At 46.6% G+C, this 24,802-nt stretch carries 22 protein-coding genes and 4 tRNA genes; 4 read left to right on the top strand and 22 right to left on the bottom strand.

Annotated elements, in window-relative coordinates; genetic code table 11:
- Positions 1 to 5 precede the first annotated feature (5 nt).
- Positions 6 to 1,211 (bottom strand): ornithine--oxo-acid transaminase, encoded by a 1,206-nt coding sequence (locus tag K3G25_RS10820; protein WP_004393130.1) that lies wholly within the window; start codon positions 1,209 to 1,211, stop codon positions 6 to 8.
- A 207-nt stretch (positions 1,212 to 1,418) separates the two neighbouring features.
- Between K3G25_RS10820 and K3G25_RS10815 the strand changes: the two genes are divergently transcribed.
- A complete protein-coding gene (locus K3G25_RS10815; RefSeq protein ID WP_022554030.1) occupies positions 1,419 to 2,834 on the top strand; it encodes a sigma-54 interaction domain-containing protein in 1,416 nt (471 codons plus the stop codon).
- 45 nt (positions 2,835 to 2,879) lie between these two features.
- Here the strand turns inward: K3G25_RS10815 and K3G25_RS10810 are convergent, their stop codons facing one another.
- The 7 genes from K3G25_RS10810 to K3G25_RS10780 all read right to left on the bottom strand — a co-directional run bounded on the left by K3G25_RS10810 (position 2,880) and on the right by K3G25_RS10780 (position 11,131).
- The gene (locus tag K3G25_RS10810; RefSeq protein ID WP_017418503.1) at positions 2,880 to 3,599 is read right to left on the bottom strand and encodes a cupin-like domain-containing protein; all 720 of its coding nucleotides are present in this window, start codon (positions 3,597 to 3,599) and stop codon (positions 2,880 to 2,882) included.
- A gap of 13 nt (positions 3,600 to 3,612) precedes the next feature.
- On the bottom strand, positions 3,613 to 5,238 hold the full coding sequence (locus K3G25_RS10805; protein WP_007614956.1) for an ABC-F family ATP-binding cassette domain-containing protein: 1,626 nt from the start codon (positions 5,236 to 5,238) through the stop codon (positions 3,613 to 3,615).
- 27 nt (positions 5,239 to 5,265) lie between these two features.
- On the bottom strand, positions 5,266 to 6,456 hold the full coding sequence (locus K3G25_RS10800; RefSeq protein WP_012118887.1) for an MFS transporter: 1,191 nt from the start codon (positions 6,454 to 6,456) through the stop codon (positions 5,266 to 5,268).
- A gap of 18 nt (positions 6,457 to 6,474) precedes the next feature.
- Positions 6,475 to 7,797, bottom strand: a complete 1,323-nt coding sequence (locus K3G25_RS10795) for a periplasmic substrate-binding domain-containing protein (protein ID WP_022554032.1) — start codon at positions 7,795 to 7,797, stop codon at positions 6,475 to 6,477.
- On the bottom strand, positions 7,794 to 8,801 hold the full coding sequence (locus tag K3G25_RS10790) for a ThiF family adenylyltransferase (protein WP_094296164.1): 1,008 nt from the start codon (positions 8,799 to 8,801) through the stop codon (positions 7,794 to 7,796). Before K3G25_RS10790 ends, K3G25_RS10795 begins: the two co-directional genes overlap by 4 nt.
- 231 nt (positions 8,802 to 9,032) lie before the next feature.
- Positions 9,033 to 10,451 (bottom strand): sensor histidine kinase, encoded by a 1,419-nt coding sequence (locus K3G25_RS10785; RefSeq protein ID WP_232489297.1) that lies wholly within the window; start codon positions 10,449 to 10,451, stop codon positions 9,033 to 9,035.
- Complete coding sequence (locus tag K3G25_RS10780; protein ID WP_095060437.1) at positions 10,448 to 11,131, bottom strand: response regulator transcription factor; 684 nt, start codon at positions 11,129 to 11,131, stop codon at positions 10,448 to 10,450. The genes K3G25_RS10785 and K3G25_RS10780 overlap by 4 nt, the downstream gene beginning before the upstream one ends.
- Positions 11,132 to 11,344: 213 nt before the next feature.
- On the opposite strand from K3G25_RS10780, the gene K3G25_RS10775 reads away from it, so the two are divergent.
- Positions 11,345 to 12,256: a PepSY domain-containing protein gene (locus tag K3G25_RS10775; RefSeq protein WP_154817802.1), complete on the top strand. Its 912-nt coding sequence runs from the start codon at positions 11,345 to 11,347 to the stop codon at positions 12,254 to 12,256.
- A gap of 387 nt (positions 12,257 to 12,643) precedes the next feature.
- On the opposite strand, the gene K3G25_RS10770 is transcribed toward K3G25_RS10775, so the two are convergent.
- The 13 genes from K3G25_RS10770 to dnaB form a co-directional block, all read right to left on the bottom strand.
- Complete coding sequence (locus tag K3G25_RS10770) at positions 12,644 to 13,840, bottom strand: S1C family serine protease (RefSeq protein ID WP_022554034.1); 1,197 nt, start codon at positions 13,838 to 13,840, stop codon at positions 12,644 to 12,646.
- 86 nt (positions 13,841 to 13,926) lie between these two features.
- Positions 13,927 to 14,721 (bottom strand): MBL fold metallo-hydrolase, encoded by a 795-nt coding sequence (locus tag K3G25_RS10765; RefSeq protein ID WP_004393110.1) that lies wholly within the window; start codon positions 14,719 to 14,721, stop codon positions 13,927 to 13,929.
- A 14-nt stretch (positions 14,722 to 14,735) separates the two neighbouring features.
- Positions 14,736 to 15,575 (bottom strand): two-component system regulatory protein YycI, encoded by an 840-nt coding sequence (locus K3G25_RS10760; RefSeq protein ID WP_014419340.1) that lies wholly within the window; start codon positions 15,573 to 15,575, stop codon positions 14,736 to 14,738.
- Positions 15,562 to 16,920, bottom strand: a complete 1,359-nt coding sequence (yycH, locus tag K3G25_RS10755) for a WalRK two-component regulatory system regulator WalH (protein ID WP_014419341.1) — start codon at positions 16,918 to 16,920, stop codon at positions 15,562 to 15,564. Before yycH ends, K3G25_RS10760 begins: the two co-directional genes overlap by 14 nt.
- Positions 16,910 to 18,745 carry a cell wall metabolism sensor histidine kinase WalK gene (walK, locus tag K3G25_RS10750; RefSeq protein ID WP_004393106.1) on the bottom strand — a complete coding sequence of 612 codons (1,836 nt, stop codon included), beginning with the start codon at positions 18,743 to 18,745 and terminating at the stop codon, positions 16,910 to 16,912. The genes yycH and walK overlap by 11 nt, the downstream gene beginning before the upstream one ends.
- 6 nt (positions 18,746 to 18,751) lie before the next feature.
- Positions 18,752 to 19,459: a cell wall metabolism DNA-binding response regulator WalR gene (walR, locus tag K3G25_RS10745; protein WP_004393104.1), complete on the bottom strand. Its 708-nt coding sequence runs from the start codon at positions 19,457 to 19,459 to the stop codon at positions 18,752 to 18,754.
- Between the two features lie 337 nt (positions 19,460 to 19,796).
- A tRNA-Phe gene (locus K3G25_RS10740) sits at positions 19,797 to 19,869 on the bottom strand.
- A gap of 36 nt (positions 19,870 to 19,905) precedes the next feature.
- Positions 19,906 to 19,982 (bottom strand) — tRNA-Asp (locus K3G25_RS10735).
- A gap of 84 nt (positions 19,983 to 20,066) precedes the next feature.
- Positions 20,067 to 20,138 (bottom strand) — tRNA-Glu (locus K3G25_RS10730).
- A gap of 8 nt (positions 20,139 to 20,146) precedes the next feature.
- A tRNA-Lys gene (locus tag K3G25_RS10725) sits at positions 20,147 to 20,222 on the bottom strand.
- A 202-nt stretch (positions 20,223 to 20,424) separates the two neighbouring features.
- On the bottom strand, positions 20,425 to 21,717 hold the full coding sequence (gene purA, locus K3G25_RS10720; RefSeq protein ID WP_022554035.1) for an adenylosuccinate synthase: 1,293 nt from the start codon (positions 21,715 to 21,717) through the stop codon (positions 20,425 to 20,427).
- Between the two features lie 238 nt (positions 21,718 to 21,955).
- Positions 21,956 to 22,369 carry a VOC family protein gene (locus tag K3G25_RS10715; RefSeq protein WP_154817803.1) on the bottom strand — a complete coding sequence of 138 codons (414 nt, stop codon included), beginning with the start codon at positions 22,367 to 22,369 and terminating at the stop codon, positions 21,956 to 21,958.
- Positions 22,370 to 22,486: 117 nt separating this feature from the next.
- A complete protein-coding gene (gene dnaB / locus K3G25_RS10710; RefSeq protein WP_004393100.1) occupies positions 22,487 to 23,851 on the bottom strand; it encodes a replicative DNA helicase in 1,365 nt (454 codons plus the stop codon).
- Positions 23,852 to 24,021: 170 nt separating this feature from the next.
- On the opposite strand from dnaB, the gene K3G25_RS10705 reads away from it, so the two are divergent.
- A complete protein-coding gene (locus tag K3G25_RS10705; protein ID WP_007407900.1) occupies positions 24,022 to 24,219 on the top strand; it encodes a DUF2188 domain-containing protein in 198 nt (65 codons plus the stop codon).
- A 30-nt stretch (positions 24,220 to 24,249) separates the two neighbouring features.
- On the opposite strand, the gene K3G25_RS10700 is transcribed toward K3G25_RS10705, so the two are convergent.
- Positions 24,250 to 24,459, bottom strand: coding sequence for a hypothetical protein (locus K3G25_RS10700; protein WP_015418617.1), 210 nt, complete (start codon positions 24,457 to 24,459; stop codon positions 24,250 to 24,252).
- Positions 24,460 to 24,577: 118 nt separating this feature from the next.
- On the opposite strand from K3G25_RS10700, the gene K3G25_RS10695 reads away from it, so the two are divergent.
- Positions 24,578 to 24,721, top strand: a complete 144-nt coding sequence (locus tag K3G25_RS10695; protein WP_014306172.1) for a YycC family protein — start codon at positions 24,578 to 24,580, stop codon at positions 24,719 to 24,721.
- The last annotated feature ends 81 nt before the right edge of the window (positions 24,722 to 24,802 follow it).

Below are 24,802 nucleotides of genomic sequence, written 5' to 3'. Positions count from 1 at the left end.
AGCTTTTACGCGTTTTGAAGCACGTTTGTGATCTTTTGGATCGCCCAGTCCAAGTCTTCCTTGGAAATCATTAACGGCGGTGCAAAACGGATCACGGTATCATGTGTTTCTTTGCATAAAAGCCCTTCGCCTTTCAGCTTTTCACAATAAGGGCGGGCCGCTTCTGTCAGTTCAACGCCGATAAACAGGCCGCGACCGCGCACGTCTTTTATGATCGGGTTATCAATTTTCTCAAGCTCTTCTTTAAAATAACGGCCAAGCTGAAGGGAACGCTCTGCCAGCCCTTCTTCCTCAAGGACTTCAAGAGATGCGAGCGATACTGCGCAAGCGAGCGGGTTTCCGCCGAATGTCGAGCCGTGGGAACCCGGGTTAAACACGCCGAGAATGTCACGGTTCGCCGCAATGCACGAAATCGGGAAGACGCCCCCGCCGAGCGCTTTGCCTAAGATGAACATATCCGGTACGATATTTTCCCAGTCAACCGCGAATGTTTTCCCTGTGCGGCCGAGTCCCGTCTGAATTTCATCAGCGATCAGAAGTACATTTTCTTCCTTACAAATGGCTGCCGCTTCTTGTAAAAATCCTTCCGGCGGAATGACGATGCCCGCTTCTCCCTGAATCGGTTCGAATAAGAAAGCGGCTGTGTTCGGGGTGATCGCCCGGCGCAGCGCTTCTGCGTCTCCGTATGGAATTAATTTTATACCCGGAAGCATAGGTCCGAAACCGCGTTTATACTCATCTTCTGAAGAAAGGGATACCGCAAGCATCGTTCTGCCGTGGAAGTTGCCGATACACGCAATGATTTCCGCCTGGTTATCCGCTACTCCTTTGACCTCATATGCCCAGCGTCTCGCCGCTTTGACAGCGGATTCAACGGCTTCCGCCCCCGTATTCATCGGCAGAATCATATCTTTTCCGGTCAGCTTGGCTGTTTTCTCATAAAACGGACCGAGCTGATCATTATGGAACGCGCGTGACGTCAGAGTGATTTTATCCGCCTGATCCTTCAGCGCCTGAATGATCTTCGGATGTCTGTGCCCCTGGTTCACCGCAGAATAAGCACTCAGCATATCCATATATTGATTACCTTCAGGGTCTTTTACCCAAACACCCTGCGCCTCGGAAATAACAATCGGCAGAGGATGATAGTTGTTCGCGCCGTAATGTGAAGTTTGGCTGATAATTTCTTGAGATTTTGTGAAAGCTGACATAATCTGATTCCCCCTTGTTTTGTAATCATTCAACATTAGATCTTGCTTTCCCTTTTTATAAAGCAAGTTCCGTGCCAATCCGAAAAAACGGGATGTTTCGCCAGCATTCTTTCTTTTCCCGCAAAATTTTCCGGCAGTTTGCGTGCAAACTTCAGCCAAGCGCAAAATTTTTTTGCGTTTTCCGTTCGATTTATTTTAAAATAATGAATGTTAAGACGATTGAGAGGGGGAATTGACCTGCACACAACCAGCGAATTTTACACACTCGTGTTACAAAGCATTCTGGAAGAGATTGATGTCGGGCTGCATGTGGTGGACGAGAAGGGCAGCACCGTCATTTACAATAAGAAAATGATGCAGATTGAAGATATGGATGAACGGGACGTCCTGCATAAAAACCTGACTGATGTATTTATGTTTTCCAATCAGCAGGACAGCACGCTCGTTCAGGCCCTTCAAGAAGGCAAAACGATTAAAAACGTAAAGCAAAGCTATTTCAATAACAAAGGCCAGGAAATCACGACGATCAACCACACCTTCCCGATTGTGCAAAACGGCGAGATCAAGGGAGCCGTGGAAATCGCCAAGGACGTCACCAAGCTCGAACGGCTGATCAGGGAGAACATGCACAGGAAAGAACAGAACAGCTACACGTTTGACAGTATTCTCGGCAACAGCCCGGTTATTCGGGAAGTCATCGAAAACGCGAAACGGGCAACCCGTACGTCATCGTCCGTTCTTTTGGCCGGCGAGACGGGAACGGGCAAGGAACTGTTTGCCCAAAGCATTCACAACGGCAGCCAGCGCTCAGGCGCCCCGTTCATCTCACAAAACTGCGCCGCCCTGCCGGACAGTCTGGTCGAAAGTATTTTATTCGGCACGAAAAAAGGCGCCTTTACCGGAGCCATCGACCAGCCCGGCTTATTTGAGCAGGCGCAGGGAGGCACCCTGCTCCTTGATGAGATCAACTCTCTCAATCTCAGCCTGCAGGCAAAACTGCTCCGCGCCCTTCAGGAAAAGAAAATCCGGCGCATCGGATCAGCTCAGGACAAACCGATTGACGTCCGCATCATCGCCACGATGAATGAAGACCCGATCACCGCCATTTCAGAAGAGCGGCTGCGCAAAGATTTATACTACCGCTTAAGCGTTGTCACGCTGATCATTCCCCCGCTCCGGGAGCGCAAGGAAGATATTCTGCCTCTGGCCGAAGTCTTTATCCAGAAAAACAATCACCTGTTCCAAATGCATGTCGATTCGATCAGTGACGATGTGCAGCGATTCTTCCTGGAATATGACTGGCCGGGCAACATCCGCGAGCTTGAACATATGATTGAAGGCGCCATGAACTTTATGACGGATGAAACGACGATTACGGCGGCCCACCTGCCTTACCAATACCGGATGAAAATCAAACCCGCTGACACGGAAACCAAAGCCGTCGCAAGCACCCAGCCCGGCACCGATTTAAAAGACAAAATGGAAAACTTCGAAAAATACATGATCGAAAAAACCCTGAGAAAACACGGCAATAACATATCCAAAACGGCAAACGAGCTCGGAATCAGCAGACAGAGCCTGCAATACCGCCTGAAAAAATTCGGTCTGGACCGGATGAAATGAATCCATACAAAAAAAGGCTGAGATGCTCCTCAGCCTTTCGTCAGGTTATATCTGATTGGCAAGCCGCTCTCCGGTAAACCAAAAGTTCTCACTCACTGCCAATGTATGTTCCGTATTCTCGACTTGATGCCACCAATGGCGCGGCGCGTAAATGATTTCTCCCGCCTTTTGTCTGAAGCGGATCGGAGACGCCTTTTGCACCAGCGGTTTTTGCTCAATGTCTTTTTCATCAAAGACATTGATATTTCCTTCGTACAAATACGGAGAGTCGTCCGGATGATAGAAGATCCATTCCTTCTCCCCGAAAATGACGCCGTTCCACGCGTGCGTGCTGTTAAAATCCTGATGCAGCGGCGTGCCTGTCTGCTTAGAACCGAGAAAGAACCATTTCCAGTCCCGTCCCGTTTCTTCATCCGCTCTCAATGTGTCTTTTGTAAAATACTCGGGTGCGGAATAGACAAGGTCTAAGTCATTTTGGTTCAGCTGCGTAAAATTCCAGTCACAGTACCATTTGTCATCATTCTGATCAATGTACTCGATATAGTTGGAAAGCTTTACTTGTTTAAACGTTTTGACCCCTTCGATATCTGATTTCCGGATGGTGACCATTCTGTCTCCATAGTGTTCGTCAATGTATTCAAGCGTCCACGGCCTGCATTCCCAGTGATCCATTGCCCCCGTCAAAATAAAAGGTTTTTTATCAGCATACTCGCTTACAAAAAGATCGTACGATAACTCATTGATTGTCAGTCTGTCAATGGTCATATCCATTCCCCTTTTATTCGGCAATCTGCCGTTTTTTTTGTTTGGCGTAACTGTATGGACCTGAAAAGATGGTGACGTTTTGATTCTCAAGCCAGAAAATCTTGTTGAACTTCTCCAGCAGGTTTCTGTCGTGAGAAACGCAGATGATGGTGCCTTGAAACTGCATCAGGCTGTTTTCGAGAATTTCCTGAGATTCAATATCCAAGTGGTTGGTCGGCTCATCCAGGATCAGGACATTCAGCTTTTTTTCCATTAAGATGGACAGCTTCAGCCTGATTCTTTCACCGCCCGACAGGACGGAAAGTTTTTTAAAGACCGACGACCCGTAAAATCCGTACTTGGCCAGCATATTCCGGGCCATGCCCTCTTCAGTCAGCAGATTTTCTTTAAAGAATTGCAGAATCGTCTGACTCGAATCTCCGACGTGGCTCTTTTGATCAATGTAGCCTATCTTAAGATTTTCCCCCACTTTAATGGTGCCGTCCGACAGTTCTCTTTCCCCGATGATGCAGCGGATCAGCGTTGTTTTGCCGACGCCGTTTCTGCCGACGATGCCGATTCTGTCTTTATGCTTTATGCGCAGGTTCACATTTTGATATAAAAGGGAAGATCCGTTGGTCACCTTTCCGTTTTCAATGAACACAATATCTTTTGAACCGGCGCCCGCTTCCTGAAATGCGTTTTTTAATTTTTGCTCCGTCCGGACCGGCTTATTGATCAGCTCGATCCTTTTCAGCGCCTTTTCCATATTATTCGCGCGTCTGTGCAGGCCGACAGACGGCGGATTTGAGCGGTTGGCCCAATCTCTCAGCTGGGCGATGGATTCCTTCATCTTCTGTATTTTTCTCTGCTGTTCTTCATATTTCTCAAACTGGGCGATGATGAATTCTTCCCGCTTTTTCAAATATTCGCTGAATCCGTAAGGCCAAATCTTCACCTCGGTATCGTCAATCTCGAGCACCTTCATCGCCGTTTGGTCGGCAAACGTTTTATCGTGGGTCGTAAACAGAATGGTTTTGTTCGATTTTTTAATAAACCCTTCAAGCCATTCAATCGCATGGACATCCAAATGGTTGGTCGGCTCGTCCAGCAGTATAACGTCGTCGTTGCGGATTAAAATTTCGGCAAGGCCGGCTTTTGTCTTTTCGCCGCCGCTCAGCTTTGAAAACGGCTGATCCTTTAATTCGCTGAGGCTGAGCCCATTGCATACTTCATCAATCATCGCGTGCATCTGGTAGCCGTTGTTCCGCTCAAATGTTTCCGTGTATTGACTGTACTTTTCCAATAAAGCAGTCAGCTCGTCATCACTCATCGGTTCCGAAAGCTTCAGCTCAATGGCCTTCATTTCCTTCTGGATCGCCGCGAGAGCTTCAAACGATTTTTCCAGATATTGATACAACGTCAGATCTTCATGGGGATCAGCGATCTGCTTCAGCAAACCGACCTTCGCCCCTTTGTTGATCGCAATCGTTCCTTCATCTGCCTCAAGCTCTCCGGAAAGCACCCTGAACAGCGTGCTTTTGCCGGAACCGTTCGGCCCGGCCACGAGCACTTTTTCGCCTTCATTGATGAAAAAAGAAACTTGTTTGAAAATCGTATCTCCCGCTAAATTTACCGTAAGATTATGAATATTCAGCAACTCACATCATCCCTTTGTCATTCTGGTTCAAAGCTCGACTTTATTCTGGATGGCGACGCTCGCTTTCAGTTTGTAAAAGCTGAGCATCATAAACAGCGACAATAAGATGGATAATACCCCGATTGCGGTCAGCAGCAAAGCTGAATCAAAATAGTCCGTTAAGAATCCGATAAACGGAAAGGCAATGAACATGAAGAGCGAGGTCATCAAACTGATAATGGACAGCAGCGTGGCTCTCGTTCTGGACGGAATCTCATTATTCACCACCTGACTGGATACGGGTTCTATCACATCATAGAGCGCGTTAATGACGACAAAAGCCGCAATCGTCACGTACAGACTGCCCGAAGGTATAAACAGATAGGCCGCCCCGATGATGCAGAATGTCAGCAGAAGCACGCGCCTCGGCGTGAATTTTTCCGCCGGCTTGGAAGAAAAGATGGAGCACAGCGCCTGCAAGATGGACAGTCCCGCAAAAATAATGGATATATTGCGCACGGACAGCCCTTCCTGACTTAACAAATCTTGTCCGTACATATAAAAAACCGATGTAATCGCAAAGAAGACGGAGAGTGACAGCACCAGATATTTAAAGGCTTTGTTCAGCCTGAAGAAATCTTTGACTTCTTTTAAGATGTCACCGACCGTCTGCGTTTCGTGTTCACTGTTTTCAAATTTGATTTCCGTCAGCTGTGTAATGACCGCCATCGCAATCAGCTGAGTGACAATCCCGGCGATAAACACATACGACCATGATATTTCCTGCAAGTAGCCGCCGATGCCCATGGCAATCGCAAGACCGAGTATGACAAGTCCGTTATAATTTCCGATGGATTTGCCGTACCACTTTTCTTTCCCTTGTTCTTTCAGTGAATCAAACAAAAAGGCGTGATCCGTTCCTGATATAAACGTCAGCCCGATACCGTATATAATATGGGCGATGAAGAGGGCGATGAAGTTATGGAAGCTCAGGAACATCACCAAATAGATAATGACCATAAAATGGCCGAGCAAGAGCGATTTTTTTCTCCCGATTCTGTCCGAGATGACGCCGCTCGGCACTTCCGCCAGAAACATCGCCAAATTCAGGACCGATTGCAGGATGCCCACAAGAAACAATGAATAATTCATGCTTGTTAAATATAAAATCCAAATTCCCCGTTCAAAAAAGAAGTTTCCGAAAAAACCGGAGAAGTAAAGCAAATTTCGATTCCGCAAATGAATACCCCTTTCCAGCTATCTGCATTTAACATCATGAACAGAAAGGAGCCCGTCAGTCTTTACACTAAAACCCTCTATACATGGATCTTGCAGATACAGACTTTTCCCAAAACAAATTGGGCAATAATGAGTTGTATTCTCGAATAACCCAAAAAGTTCCTTCTTTTTTTCAGATCCTATGGCATCAATGATCGTTTTTTTCTTCTCCGGATCGCTGATGTCGCGGATGAAATATTTGATATAGCTCAGCTCATGCATGTAAGCCGGCAGGAACAAATGGAGCTCAATATCAAACCCGCTTTTATCCATATGGTAATAATCATTGAAATGACTGACGCGGGAGACGGATACGTCCGCTCCGGCCCGCCGAAACAGATCAGCCAGCCTTTCAATGATCTCTCCGTTGGGATAATAATCGGCATAAACGATTCGGATCGGTTCTTCTTTTGTCAAAAGGGGCGGATCTTTCTGCGGTGTCCTCCCGCTTTCCCATATACCGATCAGTGAATCAGTCGGTGTGATGATATGCCCCAAATCCCCGGCCAGCTTTTGTTTATCAAAATAATGCTGAATGAAAGTTCTCAGCATGTCGTCCTTTACCTTGAAGGTAAATAACATCGGCAAATGATTTTCTTTAAAATCAGCATATTGCCGATACCTCATGTTTAAATGATGAAACTGGGTGTGGCAGGTCACGTCCGTTTGATTCGTTTCGTACAGCCCGATGCTTTTTTCCAGATCATCATTCAAAATAAATTGGATGGTCTGAACCGTGCGGTGATCCGCGGGCGTCATTTTATATTGCGGATTCCGCTCAAATTCCAGCCCCTTCTCAAACGTTCGCTTGAATCGGTACGGGCCGTTTTCCGGCACATCGCCCCCGGCGGTCGCCGGAATCAGAAAGCTGCTCTGCAAAACGGATTCTATTTCATCAGACGGCTCGTCTAAGGTGACTTCAAAGCGTTTTTCGCCCGTTACGTTCACCCCGAGCTGATCGGATGAGACGAGGCCTTTTACATACGGAACGGCCTGTTTTATGTTCAGGAAACTGCCGAGATGGGGGCTTTGATTTTCTTTCGTCAGATGATAGATGATCGTTTGAACCACACCCTCGGCGTCACCTAAATAGTCCGGGTGAATGTCCACCTGACAGGTGCGGGGATCTTTGCGGATAATCCGGCAGTTATAGCCGTCCTGCAGGCTTTCATACATAATGCTGCAAATCATCTTGCTTGTGTAATCCTGCGTATCTAATGGGTTCAAGCGTATCGGGCTTGTGTCGATTTCTATTTTCAGAGGGTCGCCCGGTTTTCTCGCCGTACGATGCATCGTCTTCATAAAGCGCTTTCCTTTTGAGAAAGCTTCGTTTCTGTAATATGAAGGCCGTCAAAGTCCAGGCCGATGCGGGTATTCAGGGATTTCGGGCTTCCGCCTGCAAGGTATGTGATAATGTCATGAGACATAAACGAGGATATAATACCGTTTGTCGCTCCTAAGGAACCTTTGATCGGTTCATCGGGGTAACAGTTCAGAAGTCCGGCCGGCATGTTTTTTTCATAAGTGACGCCGGATTGATAGGATTCAGGCGTGAGCAGAGGCCCCCATTGGCCGCTGAAGCTGCCGACACCCCCGGTCATAAACGCGATATTCCGCTCCTTACAATACCGGTAAACCCATTCAGAAATGTTATGGGGTTTGTCAGCGGCATTTATGACGATATCAATTTCATACGGATCTAACACACACAGGTCCTGCGGCTGTGTAATTTCCTGATGGTAAAGTGCTGCGTCCGCATGGGGATTGATACCCGCAATATAATCTCTGCATTCTGAGATCTTTAATTTGCCTACAGAAGATTTATTATAGACGAATTGTCTGTTCAGGTTATGTACTGATACGGCATCGAAATCAATGAGAATAAAATGCTGCATGCCCGCCGCCAAAAGGTTTTGAAGAATGATCGTTCCGACGCCCCCCAGACCCACGATCGCTGCCCTGCTGCCGTCTAATCTGTTTTGGATCAGATTGGGGTTTTGGTTGTATTTCTCAAAATGATACAGCTGCTTTTCAGTGATGCAGCCTTCACGGCCGTTTTGCCATGGCTCTATTAAAGCATCCAATTTCATTAACGCATCGAAAAACTGGTTTCCCGCTTCCTCTCCCAGAAGATCAGAAAGCTCTTGTTTTTCACAGCCGGTGATCAGCCGTTCAACCGCCTCTTTGATCTCACTCGTATGCGCAAGCTTAATCGCCTTTCGATATTGAATGATAATATGCGCCGTGTAGGTCAGCACCTGCACGCTGTCTTTAAACTTCCAGCGCTTACAGTCAGTTGACATCATGACATACCCCCTGAAAGATAATAACTCCCCAATGAGGGGAGTCACGGCTTTACTAGCAGCGATGCACCAAGCTTGCTGTTTCTGTATCAAGATCAAGTTCTTCAATCTTCATCAGTACACACCCCCTTTACCAATAACTAGATATTATCATCAATATTGGAAAAGGACAAGTTATTTTTTGAAAATTTAGAATTTATATATAAATTGTGATATTTCTTCCTGCTTCCCGGTTTATCCCGGCAGCCGGATGATGAACACGGAGCCTTTTCCCTGCTCACTTTTCACTTCAATTGTTCCGTTATGGCTGTCGATAATGGTTTTGGTAATGGCAAGACCCAGCCCCGCGCCGCCGGATTGACGGGATCGGGAGGTTTCCGCCCTGTAAAACCGGTCAAACAAATGAGGCACATGCTCCGGAGCGATTCCCGTTCCGTTATCCGCAATCATAAGCATGATTCCTCCGTCTTTCTGCAGGGAGACGGTGATGACACCCGTGTCTTCATCCGTATGCTGCACCGCATTGTAAAACAGATTGAGAATGACCTGCTTCATTTTGTCTTTGTCAAAAACGGATTCTATCTTTTGATCGACAAAGAACTCGAGCTTCCGGTTTCTCGCGAGTAGCTTCAGCTGAGCCTCCATTTCCAAAATGACGTCTCCCAATGCGCCTTTTTTCATTTCAAAGCTCGGCACCCGGTCAATCTTCGCTAGAAACAGAAGATCCTCTATCAGCTTATTCGCCCTGGCGGATTCCGCGTACATGCTTTGAAGCGCTTTTTCTTTCTGCTCCGGCTTCTCCGCCGCTCCGCGCATTAAAATTTCGATAAAGCCGTGAATGGAGGTAAGCGGCGTTCTCAGCTCATGTGATGCGTCTGATACAAACTGCCGGATTCGTTCCTTCGCTTCTTTTTCCGCCTGAAAAGAGGTTTCAATCCGTTCCAGCATCTGATTGATGGAGATGCCCAATGACTCAATTTCGGCCTGCTTCCTATCGATCGGCAGCCGTTTATCGAGACTGCCGGCATTAATGTCACCCATCATACGCACAATGCGGGACAGCGGCTTGAGTGTGAGCCGGATCACCGGCAAGAAAACAAACAGTCCGATGACCAAAGCCGCAAAGGAAAGCACCGCGAAAATGCTGATCTGGCGGAAAAGCGAATCATTCAGAGGCTGGGTCAGCGTGCTCATCTGCACAACTCCCGCCTGCCTGCCGTCAACGGAAATCGCCTGAAACACGACGATGATTTCCTCACCCGCCTTATTGTGAGCCACCTGATAGTGAAGCGCCATTGTATCTGTCAGCGCATCCTGATACACTTTTTTCGGGAAAGAAGGAGCGGCCCCCGCGTGCGGGTCTTCTGATAAAACAGACATCTTGTATGATGGATTGATAAAAGCAACCGTCACCCCAGGGTAAATCAAATTCGGATGAGCCGGTGTTTCGGAACGGGCAAGGGTTTTGATTGACCTCCATACGCTTTGATCCATTGAATTGATATAACTCTGAATGCTGATCGCCTGATTTTCATACATCGTCCGTGTCATAAACATGTACTGAGTGCCGCCGATGAAACATAACAGCAAGGCCAAAATCGCCAGTGACCTGAACAGGAGCTGGAATCGCAGGGTTCTGTACAGCCGTTTCATGCCAGATCCACCCTGTACCCGGCGCCCCGAACCGTGCGAATCACCTTGTGTTCTTTGTCCTTCAGCTTTTCGCGCAAAGAACGGATGTACACCTCGACGATATTGTCTTCCCCGTAAAAATCATAGCCCCATACCTGATCGAGAATCCTCGTTTTGCTGAGAACCGTTCCGTGGCGGAGCACTAAACATTTCAGCAGTTCATATTCGGTGGCGGACAGCTTCAAAGGCTGTTCATTGTAAAAAATCTCTCTGCTCCGGTCATCGATTCGGAAGGGGCCGAGCACCACCTCATCGAAAAGATGCGGAAACTGGTTGCGGATTCTTGCGTAAATTCTGGCAAGCAGCTCCTCAAAGCTGAACGGTTTGATCATGTAATCATCAGCGCCTTCAATCAGCGCCTTTACGCGAAACTCTACTTCATCCTTCGCGGTCAGCATGATGATGGCGGTATTGCTTGTTTTCTTAAGCATCCTTGACAGCTCAAGCCCATCCATTCCCGGCATCATCACGTCCAAAACGGCAATATGAGGCTGAAATGTTTTCACAAGATTCATCGCCGACATCCCGTCTGCCGCGGACATCACTTCAAACCCTTCATTGACAAGCCCCATCGTTAAAAAATCAATGATGGCGGGCTCGTCGTCTACAATCAGCACCTTGATGCCTTTCAACTTATCCATGATGCAGTCTCTCCTTAGATGTATCAGCCTGTGTTTATTTTTTTCGCTTCCCCTTCTATTATTCGCTTTTATCTGAAACAAAACTGAATCTAAGCTGAAAATCCGCTGAATTCAGGAAGTTTTCAGCTTAGATTCATGTTGTTTTCAGTTTGGGTCTTTACAATAAGCCTTAGTTGGGAAGCCAACAATGAAATGTTTAAGGAGGAATATATGATGGGAATTACAAAAGTTTTATCAGGAGCTGCACTGGGGACCATACTTTCAATCAGTTCTTTAACTTCAGCGCATGCGGCTGTCATTCATAAGGATGACGCAGCGCAGACGAAAGTGGAAACGAAACAGCAGGCTTCCGTTTCTATCTCTAAAGCGAAAGAGACCGCATTGAAAAACTGCAGCTGCAAAGGCGTCGTTCAATCAGCGCAAATGAAAAAAGTCAACGGCGCTTACGTATATGTTGTCAACGTCCTTGACGTAAAAGGAAAGCAGCACACCGTCAATGTCAACAGCTCCAGCGGAAAAGTCGTGAAACATCAAATTGAAAAGAAACAGCAATTCATCTCAAAATCCGGCGCTGAAAAAATCGCCGTGAAGAATTGCAAAGGAACAGTGAAGTCTTCTGAGCTGAAGACCGAACATAACGTCATGGTTTACGTGGTTCAGGTGTCAGGACAAGACGGGAAGCTTCACACATTCCATATCAATTGTAAAAACAGCAAAATCGTCAAACATGATATAAAGAATAACCAGCAACACATGACCCGTGCAAAAGCGGAATCGTTCGCACTCAGCCATTGCAAAGGCGCTGTGAAATCCGCTCAAATGAAAAAAGAAAACGGCGTATCAGTCTATGTTGTCAGCATATTCGGCCAGGACGGCAAGCTTCATACGCTCCACATGGACGGCAAAAGCGGAAAAATCCTGAAAGAAGAAGTGCAGAAAAAACAAGTGATGATCGCTTCTAAAAAAGCGCATTCCATCGCGCTCAGCCATTGCAAAGGCGCTGTGAAATCGTCTGAAATGAAGAAAGAAAACGGCGTCTACAAGTACATCGTGAAAATCACTGCCCAAAACCATACGGAACAAACGGTGAAAGTAAACGCTCAAAACGGAGCCATCTGTAAATAACAAAAAATAAGCTGCCGGCAGTTTCATCTGCCGCTTCAATTCAGCAGCACCAGTCTGTTTCAATCACAAAGTTCTAAGTTCATGTCTACCTTTTTCTAAATATACCCATTTTTAACTGAACGTGTTGTGACCCACGTTCAGTTCTTTTTTATGGCTTCTGAAAAAAGGCATAAAAAAAGCGCCCTGAAAAAGGACGTTTGATATGACATGTTTCATTTTCTTAAATTCTGCATTCTAAAATAATTCTTCCTTCACATTCACCTTCAATTTCATTCAATACGATGATCACATCAGCCGTTTTCATGTGTTTCACCTCCCCGTTTTCATAATAGTATAATATTAACAAATAAATCAATAAAAAACAGCCCGGATGTCCGGGCTGTTTTTTTATTTCTGTAATCGATCCGCTTCTGTCAGTTTGACTTCCGCTGTTTTTTTCTTTCCCGAACGGTAGAACGTGATGTTCACACGGTCGCCGATCTTTTTGCGATACAGGCGCTCACGGAGATCCACAACGTCATTGACCTTATGTCCGTCGAACCCGGTGATCACGTCGAGCTTTTTCAAACCCGCTTTTCCGGCCGGTGAAAACGCGTCGACACCCATAATGACCGCCCCGGTTTTAATGCCTTTCGGAAGTTTCAGCGTCTGGCTCCAATGGTAGCTCGCAATATCCGTTAAGGATTTCATCTCAATACCGAGGAAAGGCCGTCTGACTTCTCCGTATTTTTCTAAATCCTGAATAACGGGAATGACAAGCTTTGACGGGATGGACAGGCCGATGCCTTCAACGGCGGATTCAGCGATCTTCATTGAGTTGATGCCGACCACCTTGCCCGATATATCCATCAAAGCGCCGCCGCTATTGCCGGGATTAATCGCGGCGTCGGTCTGCAGCACTTCCGCATTCCAATCCGGCTGTCCGTCGCCGTTTGAGTCAACGGGCACTGCCCTTTCCGTGCCTGAAATGATCCCCTGTGTCACTGATCCCGCAAATTCAAGCCCGAGCGGATTTCCGATCGCAATGACCGGTTCTCCGACTTTGACCTGATCAGAATTGCCGAACTGGGCGGCCGATTTGATTTTATCAGACTTCACCTTCAGCACGGCAAGATCCATCAGACGGTCGCTCCCGATCAGTTCAGCAGGCACGCGTGAGCCATCCTTCAGGCTGATCTCAATTTCAGTCGCACCTGCAATGACATGGTGATTGGTTACGATATAAGAAGTGTTTCCGTTCTTTTTGTAAATGACGCCCGATCCGCTTCCCGCTTCGCCGCCCTCTCCCCAAATATCGGTCTTTTGGATATTGAGAACACCGACTACCGAATCTGATACACGGCTGACCATATTCGTGACAGCATCGTTGACATTTACGTTGACTGTTTTCACCTGTTCGCTGCCGAGACGCTGGCTGGTGCTTTTGCTGCTTTCTCCATGGTCTCCGCCTGTCCAGTACGGCAGCAGGAAAGCCATGAGCGCGGCCCCGACGATGACGCCGATCAGACTTGATAGAAAGTACCCTCTCTTGCTGCGGCGGGGCTGTTCGGAGGCGTACTGTTCATCATCGCGATTATAATCCACCCTATCTCAAATCCTTTCAAGAGTACTCGATTTGCTTATAGTGTGGGTCAGATCGCGGATTAATAATCATGATTCATTTGGAAAAATTACACGGCGCACAGCGGCGTCGGGATTTTCGGATCGGTATCAAATAACTGAAACGTTTCCCCGGCGACAAATCCTTTCGCAGCCAATGTCTGCTGCACGGACATTCTCGCCAGTTCCTTCATATTGTTGTCTTGGCTCAGATGCGCCAAATAGATGCGCGATGTGCCGTCGCCGATGACATCAGTCATGGCGAGCGCCGCGTCTTCATTCGAGACGTGGCCGACATCGCTTAAAATCCGCCGCTTAATGCTCCAAGGGTATCTGCCCATTTGCAGCATGCCGACATCATGGTTGCTTTCAAACACAAACACATTGGCCGAACGGATAATGCCTTTCATTCTGTCGCTCACATACCCGGTGTCCGTCATCAGCGCGAGCTTTCTGCCTTGGTAGTGGAAAACATAAAACATCGGCTCAGCCGCGTCATGAGAGACGCCGAATGACTCAACATCAAGCCCGCCGAAGGATTTCACGCTTTCCATCGGGAACAAAAACTTTTGTCCGGTATCCAGCTTGCCGATCTGATTCTCCATCGCTTTCCACGTCTTTTCATTCGCGTAGACGGGAAGACCGTACTTTCTCGCAATGACGCCGAGCCCTTTAATATGGTCGCTGTGCTCGTGAGTGACAAAGATGCCGTCGACGTCGTCTATCTTGCGGCCGATTCTCTCCATCAGCCCGTCCATCGCTTTACCGCTCAGGCCGGCATCCACCAGAAAAGAGTGCTCCTCTGTCTCCAGATAAAACGCGTTTCCGGTACTCCCGCTCGCAAGCACGCTAAATTGCAAGCCCATTGTGTCTCACTCCATTATTTATTTTGATTGTTATCAATGACTGTGCTTTCCAATGCGTTCACAGTGTACGTTTGCAGTGTCTTTTTCTTCGTCCCTTTTGACTTATCTTCAATTGTAATTCTCCATACCGGCGCCAGCACCTGCGTACTTGTCAGCGGATATTGGGCAATATAGCCGAACTTAACGCTTTTAACGGCGCAATTCGCTTTTAAGTAATTTTGAGAATACAATAATTCGACCGCATCCAGCTCAGGAATCAGGCTCTCCGTCTGGATTCGCTTGAATGACTCCAGCATGGTCTGCTCGTAAGATACGACCTCGTTTTTATCGTTCAGATGCAGAATCACCTGTCCGATCGCATCCGTGGACGAGTCAAAATCCTGATAAATAAACTGGCCGTCATACATCTGGTAAAAAATGATTTGTTTTTTATCCTTGTCGACTTTCCACAGTTTATATTTTTCACCGCCGGTTACTTTAGAGCTGACGAGCGATTCCGCATCCTCCTGCGTTTTTTGCTTCGATAAACCGACCGGATCGGTAAATTTCATTTTCAGCGTCGTAACCTTGTGATCATCCGCCGGCATCTCCATTAAAGGCTTTTGATCTTTCAAAGCATCAATATCTTCGGCGGTAAATACCTTTTGGCCCGCCGTCAGCCGGTAGCCCGTTGCGGAATCAGAAGACAGGTTGCCGAATGTGATATGATCCATCTCCATGTCTTTTTCCACATTTGAATTTTTAATCACTTCGTATTCACTGCTCGAGCGTTTTTCAAAAAACTGATAGCCGAGAAAAATATCGAGGATGAGGAAGGCAATGATGAAGATCGTTTTTGTCTTATTCCACTCCATTATCGTCCTCCTCCTTCCCCAGCAGATCTTTCGTAATCGGGACGATCTTCCCGTTGATTTTCATACTCCAGACGGGTTCCAGTTCAACGAGATCATTCGTTGATGAAGAGACCATTTGATAGGACAGGAAGATCTGGTCGATTTTATTCACGTCGTATTTATCCTGCTGCTCCAGCAGAGACACAACCTCATTGCCGTTCATCATTTTTACGTCTTTTGTTTTAATCGGATTCGGTCCGAGAACATAGTTCGGCCGCTTGTAGCTGAGAACCTCGTCATTGGCCCATTGCAGGGTCAAAACAGGTCCGGATCCGAAAGGCTTAGACGTGCTGTTGATCACGGGCATTTGGTCTTTAAACATGTAGAAACTCAGCTGCTGGTTATCACTCACATTGAAAAATTGATAATGATCCGTCCAGCTTCCCGTATCCTCTAAATATTTATAACTTTTCTTAATCAGCTCGCCTGTTTGATAAGAAGCGCTTTGTGCCAGGTTCCGATGCTGGAATTGAATCTGCCGCTGTGTCGAGTTGATTTCCAGACGGCTGATTCCGTCAGTCAGCACATTCCGATTGTAATTCGGGTCTTCTCTGACCGTGCTCGGATCATTAAAAAGCGTCTGCTTAAACAGGTTCGTCTTAATGGTTTCAGTGATAAATTCTTTTTCCTTCATATTAAACCGCGCATTCGGCATGAGAAATTCTTTGCTTTTTCCGACCGAATAGAGGTGGTATAACGGCATACTCGACTTTTTGCTGTACAGCTCATTCATCAGATTGCGGTAATTCGCCGATTCCACAGTCACTTCCAAAATCAGCTGCTTGCTGTATGAGACCATGTAAATCTTCTTATTCGTCTTATTCTCATTAAACGGAATGACAATATGGTCAAATGAGCTGTATTCCATTGACGGATTCGACCATTTAAACATCGTTTGGAAGAAATCAATCGGAATGGTGTCATTGAATTGCAGATCGAGCTTTGCCGAATTGCCGTTTCTGCCGTAAAGCCAATTTTTAAAACCGAGCTTGTCGTATTGATCGGAAATATCCTTCATCCCTTTTACTTCCCATTGCGGCAAATCCGCCCACAGGTCATTAAAGAGCGTCTCATCATTCACTTTGTAATGAGAGCCGTTTGTATGAATAAACATATCCCGGGGTTTTACCGTTTGCGACACTTTTTGGCTCGTTTTATCAATTTTATGCTTTTCCCGGACAGTCGATTTGGTTGAGGCCGTGCCTTCTGAAAAATTGGGCTGGAATGTCCAAATTCCCCATGTTAAAACAAGACTAATGACGACCAGCACTGACAGTATGACTGTTTTTATATTTTCACGCCTCATCCCAATCATCCTCTTGCTCTTCTTTATATGGAAGAGTAAATGTAATCTTCGTTCCTTTGCCTTCTACACTGTCGGCCCAAATGTCTCCGCCGTGCGCCTGAACCATCTCTTTTGCAATCGCAAGGCCGAGTCCGGTGCCGCCGAGTTTTCTTGTGCGCGCTTTATCCACTCTGTAGAAACGGTCAAAGACTTTTTCCACATCTTTTTTCGGAATGCCGATACCTTCATCTTTTACGCTGATATAAAGCAGCTCTTCTTTCTCATTCACATCGACTGAGAAAGTGACATGTCCGCCTTCCGGTGAGTATTTCAGTGCGTTAGAAATGATATTATCGAGAACCTGCGTCACTTTATCCTGATCAATCTCCACGTACAGATTTCTGTCCGGAAGCTCGCGGATAAATTCGACATGCTGTTCTTTCGTCATTTCAAAACGATCGATAATCAGTGACATAAAGCGGATCATATGAATCCACTCCCGATTAAACTGATAATCTTTGCTGTCGAATTTAGAAAGCTGAAGCAGGTCGTTCACCAATCTGATCATGCGCTCAGTCTCATTTTGGGTCACCATTAAGAAACGCGGAGCGATATCTTTGTTTTCCCACGCGCCTTCTGCAAGCGCCTCTAAATAGCTTCGCATGGTCGTCAGCGGTGTCCGCAGCTCATGAGACACGTTGGCAACGAACTCTCTGCGCTCCCGATCGAGTTTTTCCTGTTCGGTGACATCATAAAGAACCGCGATTAAACCGTCGATTTTTCCGTGCTCTCTCTGAATAACGGAAAAATTCACCCGCAGTACAGTCGTTTCATCGTCACGTTCGATCTCCAGCAGCATTGAATCCTGCTGTTCTACTAAATCCTCAAATGTAAAGTTCTCTTTTATGCCCAATAAAGACGTAATCGGCATCTCTAAAGCCGTTTCACGTGAAACATTCAGCAGCTCAAGCGCAGGGCTGTTTAAAAGAATAATAGCCCCGTTGCGATTCGTTGCGATGACACCGTCCGTCATATACGCGATAACGGAAGAAAGCTTTCTTCTCTCCCCTTCCGTCATGGCTTGGGCATCTTCAAGCTCTCTCGTCAGATGGTTGAATGTCGTTGCGAGCTGACCGATTTCATCATGCCCGTATTTCCGCACCTTTCTGGAGAAATTCCCTTTTGCCAGTTCCATCGCCTGCTTACGCATATCTGACAGCGGATGGGTAATGGTGCGGGCGAGAAAAATACCGAGAAGAGCCGTCAGAACAAGGGCTAAGCCTGTTCCTGAAGCAAGAATCGAGTTGACGGTTTTCATCTGGTTAAAGGTATCTTCCATACTGGCCACGACATAAATCGCGCCGACAACTTCCTGATTCTCTGTGACGACAGGTTTTGCTGAAATCAGCACTCTGTTTTTGCTTTTAGGATCATAATATTTTTTTGAATAGGCCTGTTTTGTTGAGAAAATCCGTTTAAAAATCGGGTCAGTCGTCTGTTTTCCCGCTATTTCCTCGCCATAAGGCCTCGAAGAACCGACGACCTCATAGCTTTTATCAACAAATGTAATCTCCCGTATTTCATTATTCTTCGTAAAATCATTCAAAATCCGTTTGACATCATCTTTAATAACGGTGCTGTCATTATCTCCTTTATATTCCTGCTCAATATAATAGGATAGATTGTCAATCCGCTGATTTAACGATAATTCATAGGACTTGAGAAGAGAATTCTCCACCTGTTTCACAAAGTACACGCCGATAATCTGCATGGCGATGATAATGAGAAGCACATAGATCAGCGTGATCTTAAACTGAATCGACCGAAAAAAACCAACCTTATTCATCGCCGGTTAGTCCTGTTCAGGGTTTCTCAAGTAATAACCGACACCCCGTCTTGTGACGATCCAGTTCGGATGGCTCGGATTATCCTCGATTTTCTCGCGAAGGCGGCGCACTGTTACATCCACCGTTCTCACGTCACCGAAATAGTCATAGCCCCACACAGTCTGCAGCAGATGCTCACGCGTCATAACCTGTCCGATATGTTTGGCTAAGTAATGAAGCAATTCAAACTCACGATGGGTCAGCTCGATCGTTTCTTCTCTTTTTGATACGACATAAGCGTCAGGGAAGATGACGAGAGAACCGATATGAATGTCATTAGAAGCTGATTCTTCCTCAGCCGGCGCAACCGTAAGCTGGCGGCGCAGGTTCGCTTTGACGCGGGCCAGAAGCTCACGCGTGCTGAAAGGCTTCGTGACATAGTCATCCGCTCCGATTTCAAGCCCGATGACCTTGTCAATCTCCGAGTCTTTTGCCGTCAGCATAATAATCGGCATATCATATTTTTTCCGGACTTCCCGGCACACTTCAACTCCGTCTTTATTCGGAAGCATAATATCTAAAAGAATTAAATCAGGCTGAAGCTCCTCCACCATTTCCACGGCTTCGTTTCCGTCGTACGCACAATGCACGTCATAGCCTTCTTTTCTTAAATTAAACTCTAATATATCTGCAATCGGTTTTTCATCATCGACTACAAGGATTTTCTTATCCATCATCTTGATTTTCCTCCTGCCAGAATGACTTCATTTCATCTATTGATGTTTCATGATGATCACAATTCGGATCGTGAAAAACGTTCCCCGTCTATTATAACGGTTTCAGGTCAAAAGATAAAAAAATTAAAGAGAACAGCGCAAAAACGTATTGAACTGCCATCCTTTTGTCATGTTTTTTATTTTCTTTTAAAAAATAATATTTTTTTGAAACCTCACAAAAAAAAACGCCGTCTAGTGTTTGACGTCTTCTTCTGGGCCGGCTGAAAAGCCGGCTCTCCCTTTTTTTATAACAAAAGAAAAAACGCACCTACTATTGCAGATGCGTTTGGGTAAGTGGCTCGGGACGGAATCGAACCGCCGACACACGGATTTTCAGTCCGTTGCTCTACCAACTGAGCTACCGAGCCAGATGTTTCTTTTCTATACTATAAAGTAAAGTAAAATGGCGGTCCGGACGGGACTCGAACCCGCGACCTCCTGCGTGACAGGCAGGCATTCTAACCAACTGAACTACCGGACCTTACAGTAATTTGTCCGGAAAGCCGTATCGTGGCGGCCCTCCGAGGACAAATAAGGAGTTAGCAATAACGCTAAAGTAAATCAATGACCCGTACGGGATTCGAACCCGTGTTACCGCCGTGAAAGGGCGGTGTCTTAACCGCTTGACCAACGGGCCATAAAAAGTGGTGAGCCATGAAGGACTCGAACCTTCGACCCTCTGATTAAAAGTCAGATGCTCTACCAACTGAGCTAATGGCTCTTGATGTGTCGGATTATGTATCATAGAGCATTCAGACAAAAGCTTTCTTGCAGTACTCTATTGAAGCTGTTCCGTAACAACGAGATTTATAATATCATAGAACATTCGAAAGTGGCAACTACTTTTTTGAAAAAAATCTATTATTTTTTTCCTACATAAAAAAACAAGCCTCCGTGACCGGAGGCTTGTTTGCTGCAAATTCTTAGTTAGCGCGGTATACACTGCGGATGACGTTCGTTTGTGAACGGTCGGGACCGACAGAGAAAATAGAAAGCGGAATACCTGTCAGCTGAGATACGCGTTCCAGATAATGGCGCGCATTTTCAGGAAGATCGCTTAATGTTTTTGCGCCTGTGATATCTTCCGTCCAGCCAGGCATTTCTTCATATACCGGTTCACACTCTGCGAGAGCTTTCAGACTTGCCGGGAATTCTTCAATCACTTCACCTTTGTAGCGGTAAGCGACACAGATTTTCAATGTTTCAATGCCAGTCAGCACATCGATTGAGTTCAGAGAAAGATCTGTGATTCCGCTGACGCGGCGGGCATGGCGGACAACAACGCTGTCAAACCAGCCGACACGGCGCGGACGGCCTGTCGTTGTGCCGTATTCGCGTCCGACTTCACGGATTTGATCCCCGATTTCATCTTTCAGCTCAGTCGGGAAAGGACCGTCACCGACACGGGTTGTGTACGCTTTAGATACACCGACGACGTGCTGGATTTTTGTCGGGCCTACGCCTGAACCGATCGTCACCCCTCCGGCGACCGGGTTGGATGAAGTGACAAACGGGTATGTCCCTTGGTCGATATCAAGCATAACCCCTTGAGCGCCTTCAAATAAAACGCGGCGGCCTTCATCCAGCGCGTCATTTAAGACGACGGATGTATCGCATACATACTTTTTAATCTGCTGGCCGTATTCATAATACTCATCCAGAATATCTTCAATTTTGAAGCCTTCCGTTTCATACATTTTTTCAAGCAGACGGTTTTTCTCTTCAAGGTTCCGTTCAAGCTTTTCTGCAAACACGTCACGATCTAGCAGGTCTGCGATCCGGATGCCGATCCGCGCCGCTTTGTCCATATAAGCAGGTCCGATGCCTTTTTTCGTTGTGCCGATCTTGTTGGCCCCTTTGCGTTCTTCCTCTACTTCATCCAGTTTCAGATGGTATGGAAGAATGACGTGGGCTCTGTTGCTGATTCTCAAGTTATCCGTGCTCACATTGCGCTCATGAAGATACGCAAGCTCCGTTACGAGCGCTTTCGGATCAACAACCATTCCGTTCCCGATGACACACGCTTTATCTTTATAAAAAATTCCTGATGGGATTAAATGAAGCTTGTACGTGACTCCATCAAACTTGATGGTATGTCCTGCATTGTTTCCGCCTTGATAACGTGCGATCACTTCTGCATTTTCTGATAGGAAATCTGTAATTTTACCTTTTCCTTCATCGCCCCACTGCGTACCTACTACGACTACTGAAGACATATATCCGTGCACCTCCGTTAACCTTTCAAAACGATATCTCATTCAAACAAATTAAGTGTATCAGTGCCGAAACAGAAAGTCAATCGTAAATCCGAACATTTAAATCTTATCAATCTATATTTGTTCGCCTTAAACATGATTAAAAGCGTTTTCTATTTCATTTGCTATCTATTACTCCCGAAACTTTCATGCTTTAACAAGAAAAAGAACCCGTAATCAGGGTTCTTCAGACAGTCATTTATATGCCGCTTGTATTCATCAGGACGACCCGCCAGCCGTCAGGATCTTCGATGGTCACGCCTTTTTCTTCCCAGTACGGATTTTCGGGTGCTTTCTCCTCATATCCCATCTGCTTTAATTTCGTGCTGATGCGAATGACCTCCTGCTGATCAGGGATGTAAAAGACAAGCAGGCTGTCGCCGTGCGGAACGGGTGCCGGCTGAGACGAACCGGTTTCTTCGGTGAATTCTAAGTGGTATTGCGTATGGGGCAGGCCGAACATGACACCGCTGTAGCCCTCATGTCCGGAAAAGCTGCCGATCCTCTTCAGTCCGAGGCCCTCTTCATAAAACCTGATGATTTCTTTGAGCTGTCCGGTCGGCCGGGCAATCCGGATTTGTGCCGCTTGAAATTGCGGAAATTCCATTGTCATCATCATTCCTCCCTTAATGTCATTATATAAAAGCGCTTTCTTTATTTCGTCTGCCGAACGGACGGCATTCTCTCATTCTTTCGGATGAAAAAAAGCCTCAAGACATTGCTTGAGGCTTTACGCACCTGCCGGAACACCGCCGTCATCAAAGCGCCGTTCCAGGTTTACGAACTTATTGTATTCTTTCACAAAAGCCAGTGAGACGGTGCCCACCGGGCCGTTACGCTGTTTGGCGATAATGATTTCGATGATGTTTTTGTTTTCGGATTCTTTATCATAGTAATCATCACGATACAGGAAGGCGACGATGTCGGCATCCTGCTCAATACTTCCCGACTCACGGATATCTGACATCATCGGACGTTTATCCTGCCGCTGCTCAACACCCCGGGAGAGCTGAGACAGGGCGATGACCGGGACTTCAAGCTCCCGCGCCAGCGCTTTTAGCGCCCGTGAAATTTCCGATACCTCTTGCTGGCGGTTGTCGCTTGAACGGCCGCTTCCCTGAATGAGCTGCAAGTAGTCAATTAAAATCATGCCCAATCCGTTTTCCTGCTTCAGCCGGCGGCATTTTGAACGGATTTCGCTGACGCGGATGCCGGGGGTGTCATCTATAAAGATACCGCTGTTTGACAGGCTTCCCATCGCCATCGTCAGCTTGCCCCAATCTTCTTCCGTCAGATTTCCCGTTCTGAGATTTTGGGCGTTAATATTCCCTTCGGCGCAGAGCATACGCATGACAAGCTGCTCGGCACCCATCTCAAGACTGAATATCGCGACGCTCTCATCCGTTTTGGTGGCCACGTTTTGCGCAATATTTAAGGCGAACGCTGTTTTCCCCACAGACGGACGGGCCGCGACAATAATCAAATCATTCCGCTGAAACCCCGCTGTCATCCGGTCAAGCTCGATAAAACCGGTCGGAATCCCGGTAATATCGCCTTTCCGGTTGTGAAGCTGCTCAATGTTGTCGTATGTTTGCACAAGCACGTCTTTAATATTTTGGAAGGCGCCCGAATTTTTTCGCTGCGCGACCTCCATAATCGTTTTTTCCGCATCGCTTAATAAATCTTCAACTTCATCCTCGCGCGTATACCCGTCTTGAGCGATCGAGGTCGCCGTTCTGATTAAACGGCGGAGAATGGATTTTTCCTCAACGATTTTCGCATAATATTCTATATTAGCCGCTGTCGGAACGGAATTCGCGATGTCCGTCAGGTAAGAGACGCCTCCCACCTCTTCTAACAAATCGGTATTCGCAAGCTCTGACGTTACCGTGACCAAATCAACCGGTTCACCGCGGTCTCCGAGCACGAGCATGGCATTGTAAATTTTTTGATGTGACATTCTGTAGAAATCATCCGGAATCAACACTTCAGAAGCCAGTGTTAACGCAGACGGCTGTAAAAAAACAGCACCTAACACGGCCTGCTCAGCTTCTATGTTTTGCGGCGGCAGCCGATCATTCAGAAGGTCTGTCATGCTAAGCACCGTCCTCTCCTTAAAAAATATCCAAACTCCATTTTACCATTTCTCAAGAAAAAGAATAGAAAAATATCGCTTTCCCTGTATTTGTTAAACAGCGGCTGCGTGTTTCGCCATTCTGAATGCCGGGAAACTGATAAATAAATCGAAACCAGGAGGTAAGAAGGATGAAAACATATGCAGTAACACCCAGTGTTGATGCGGACGGATGGTTTGTGAAGGTGGAAAATGTGGCGCCGACGGCTCTTTATACATCGAAGGACGCGGCGATCGAGAAAGCGGAGCAGACGGCTAAAGAGAACAGTCCGTCTAAGCTTGTCATTTATGATCAGCATAAAAACATTGAAGAAGAACGGTCCTTTTAAGAAAAGCCTTCGCCCGAGCGAGGGCTTTTCTTATTCGATGAAACGGATGTGCAGCACCGTCTGCGCCATGAGATCGGCCGTTTTTTGATACAGCTCCCATTCTTCACAGGCGGCGAATACTTTCATCATGTCCTGCAATGTCTGTTTCAGTATGATAAATTCGTCAATTGTCCGCAGTTCTGCGGCTTTTTTCTGATAATCAGCCAGCTTCAGCTGTAATAACATCAATGGCGATTGCATAAAAAACCTCCCCCATTCTGTTATAAAGCCCCGCTTTTCAAACCTCCATTCCTTTGTCATATCCTCTTACGATAGATTTCTGATTTTAGTACAATAAAGAAACGGAAGGAGTGATCACATGAAACCGCTGCAAATTTCCGCCGAAACGGCGCAAAAACTCGCAGAATCACTGAATATGCCGCTTGAGAGAATCATGCACATGCCTCAGCACATTCTGCTTGCCAAATTAGCTGAAATCCAAAAAGAGAACGATCACAAATAAAGGCTGCTCTCTCATATATATGTGCGGGAGGCGGAAGCGATGGCTTTCCGCCTCTTTTTTTCGTGAAGAAAATTTTGGTAA

The organism is Bacillus sp. FCW2, assembly GCF_021228595.1.
GTDB lineage: Bacteria > Bacillota > Bacilli > Bacillales > Bacillaceae > Bacillus > Bacillus velezensis.
This window is presented reverse-complemented; position numbering and strand designations above follow the sequence as displayed.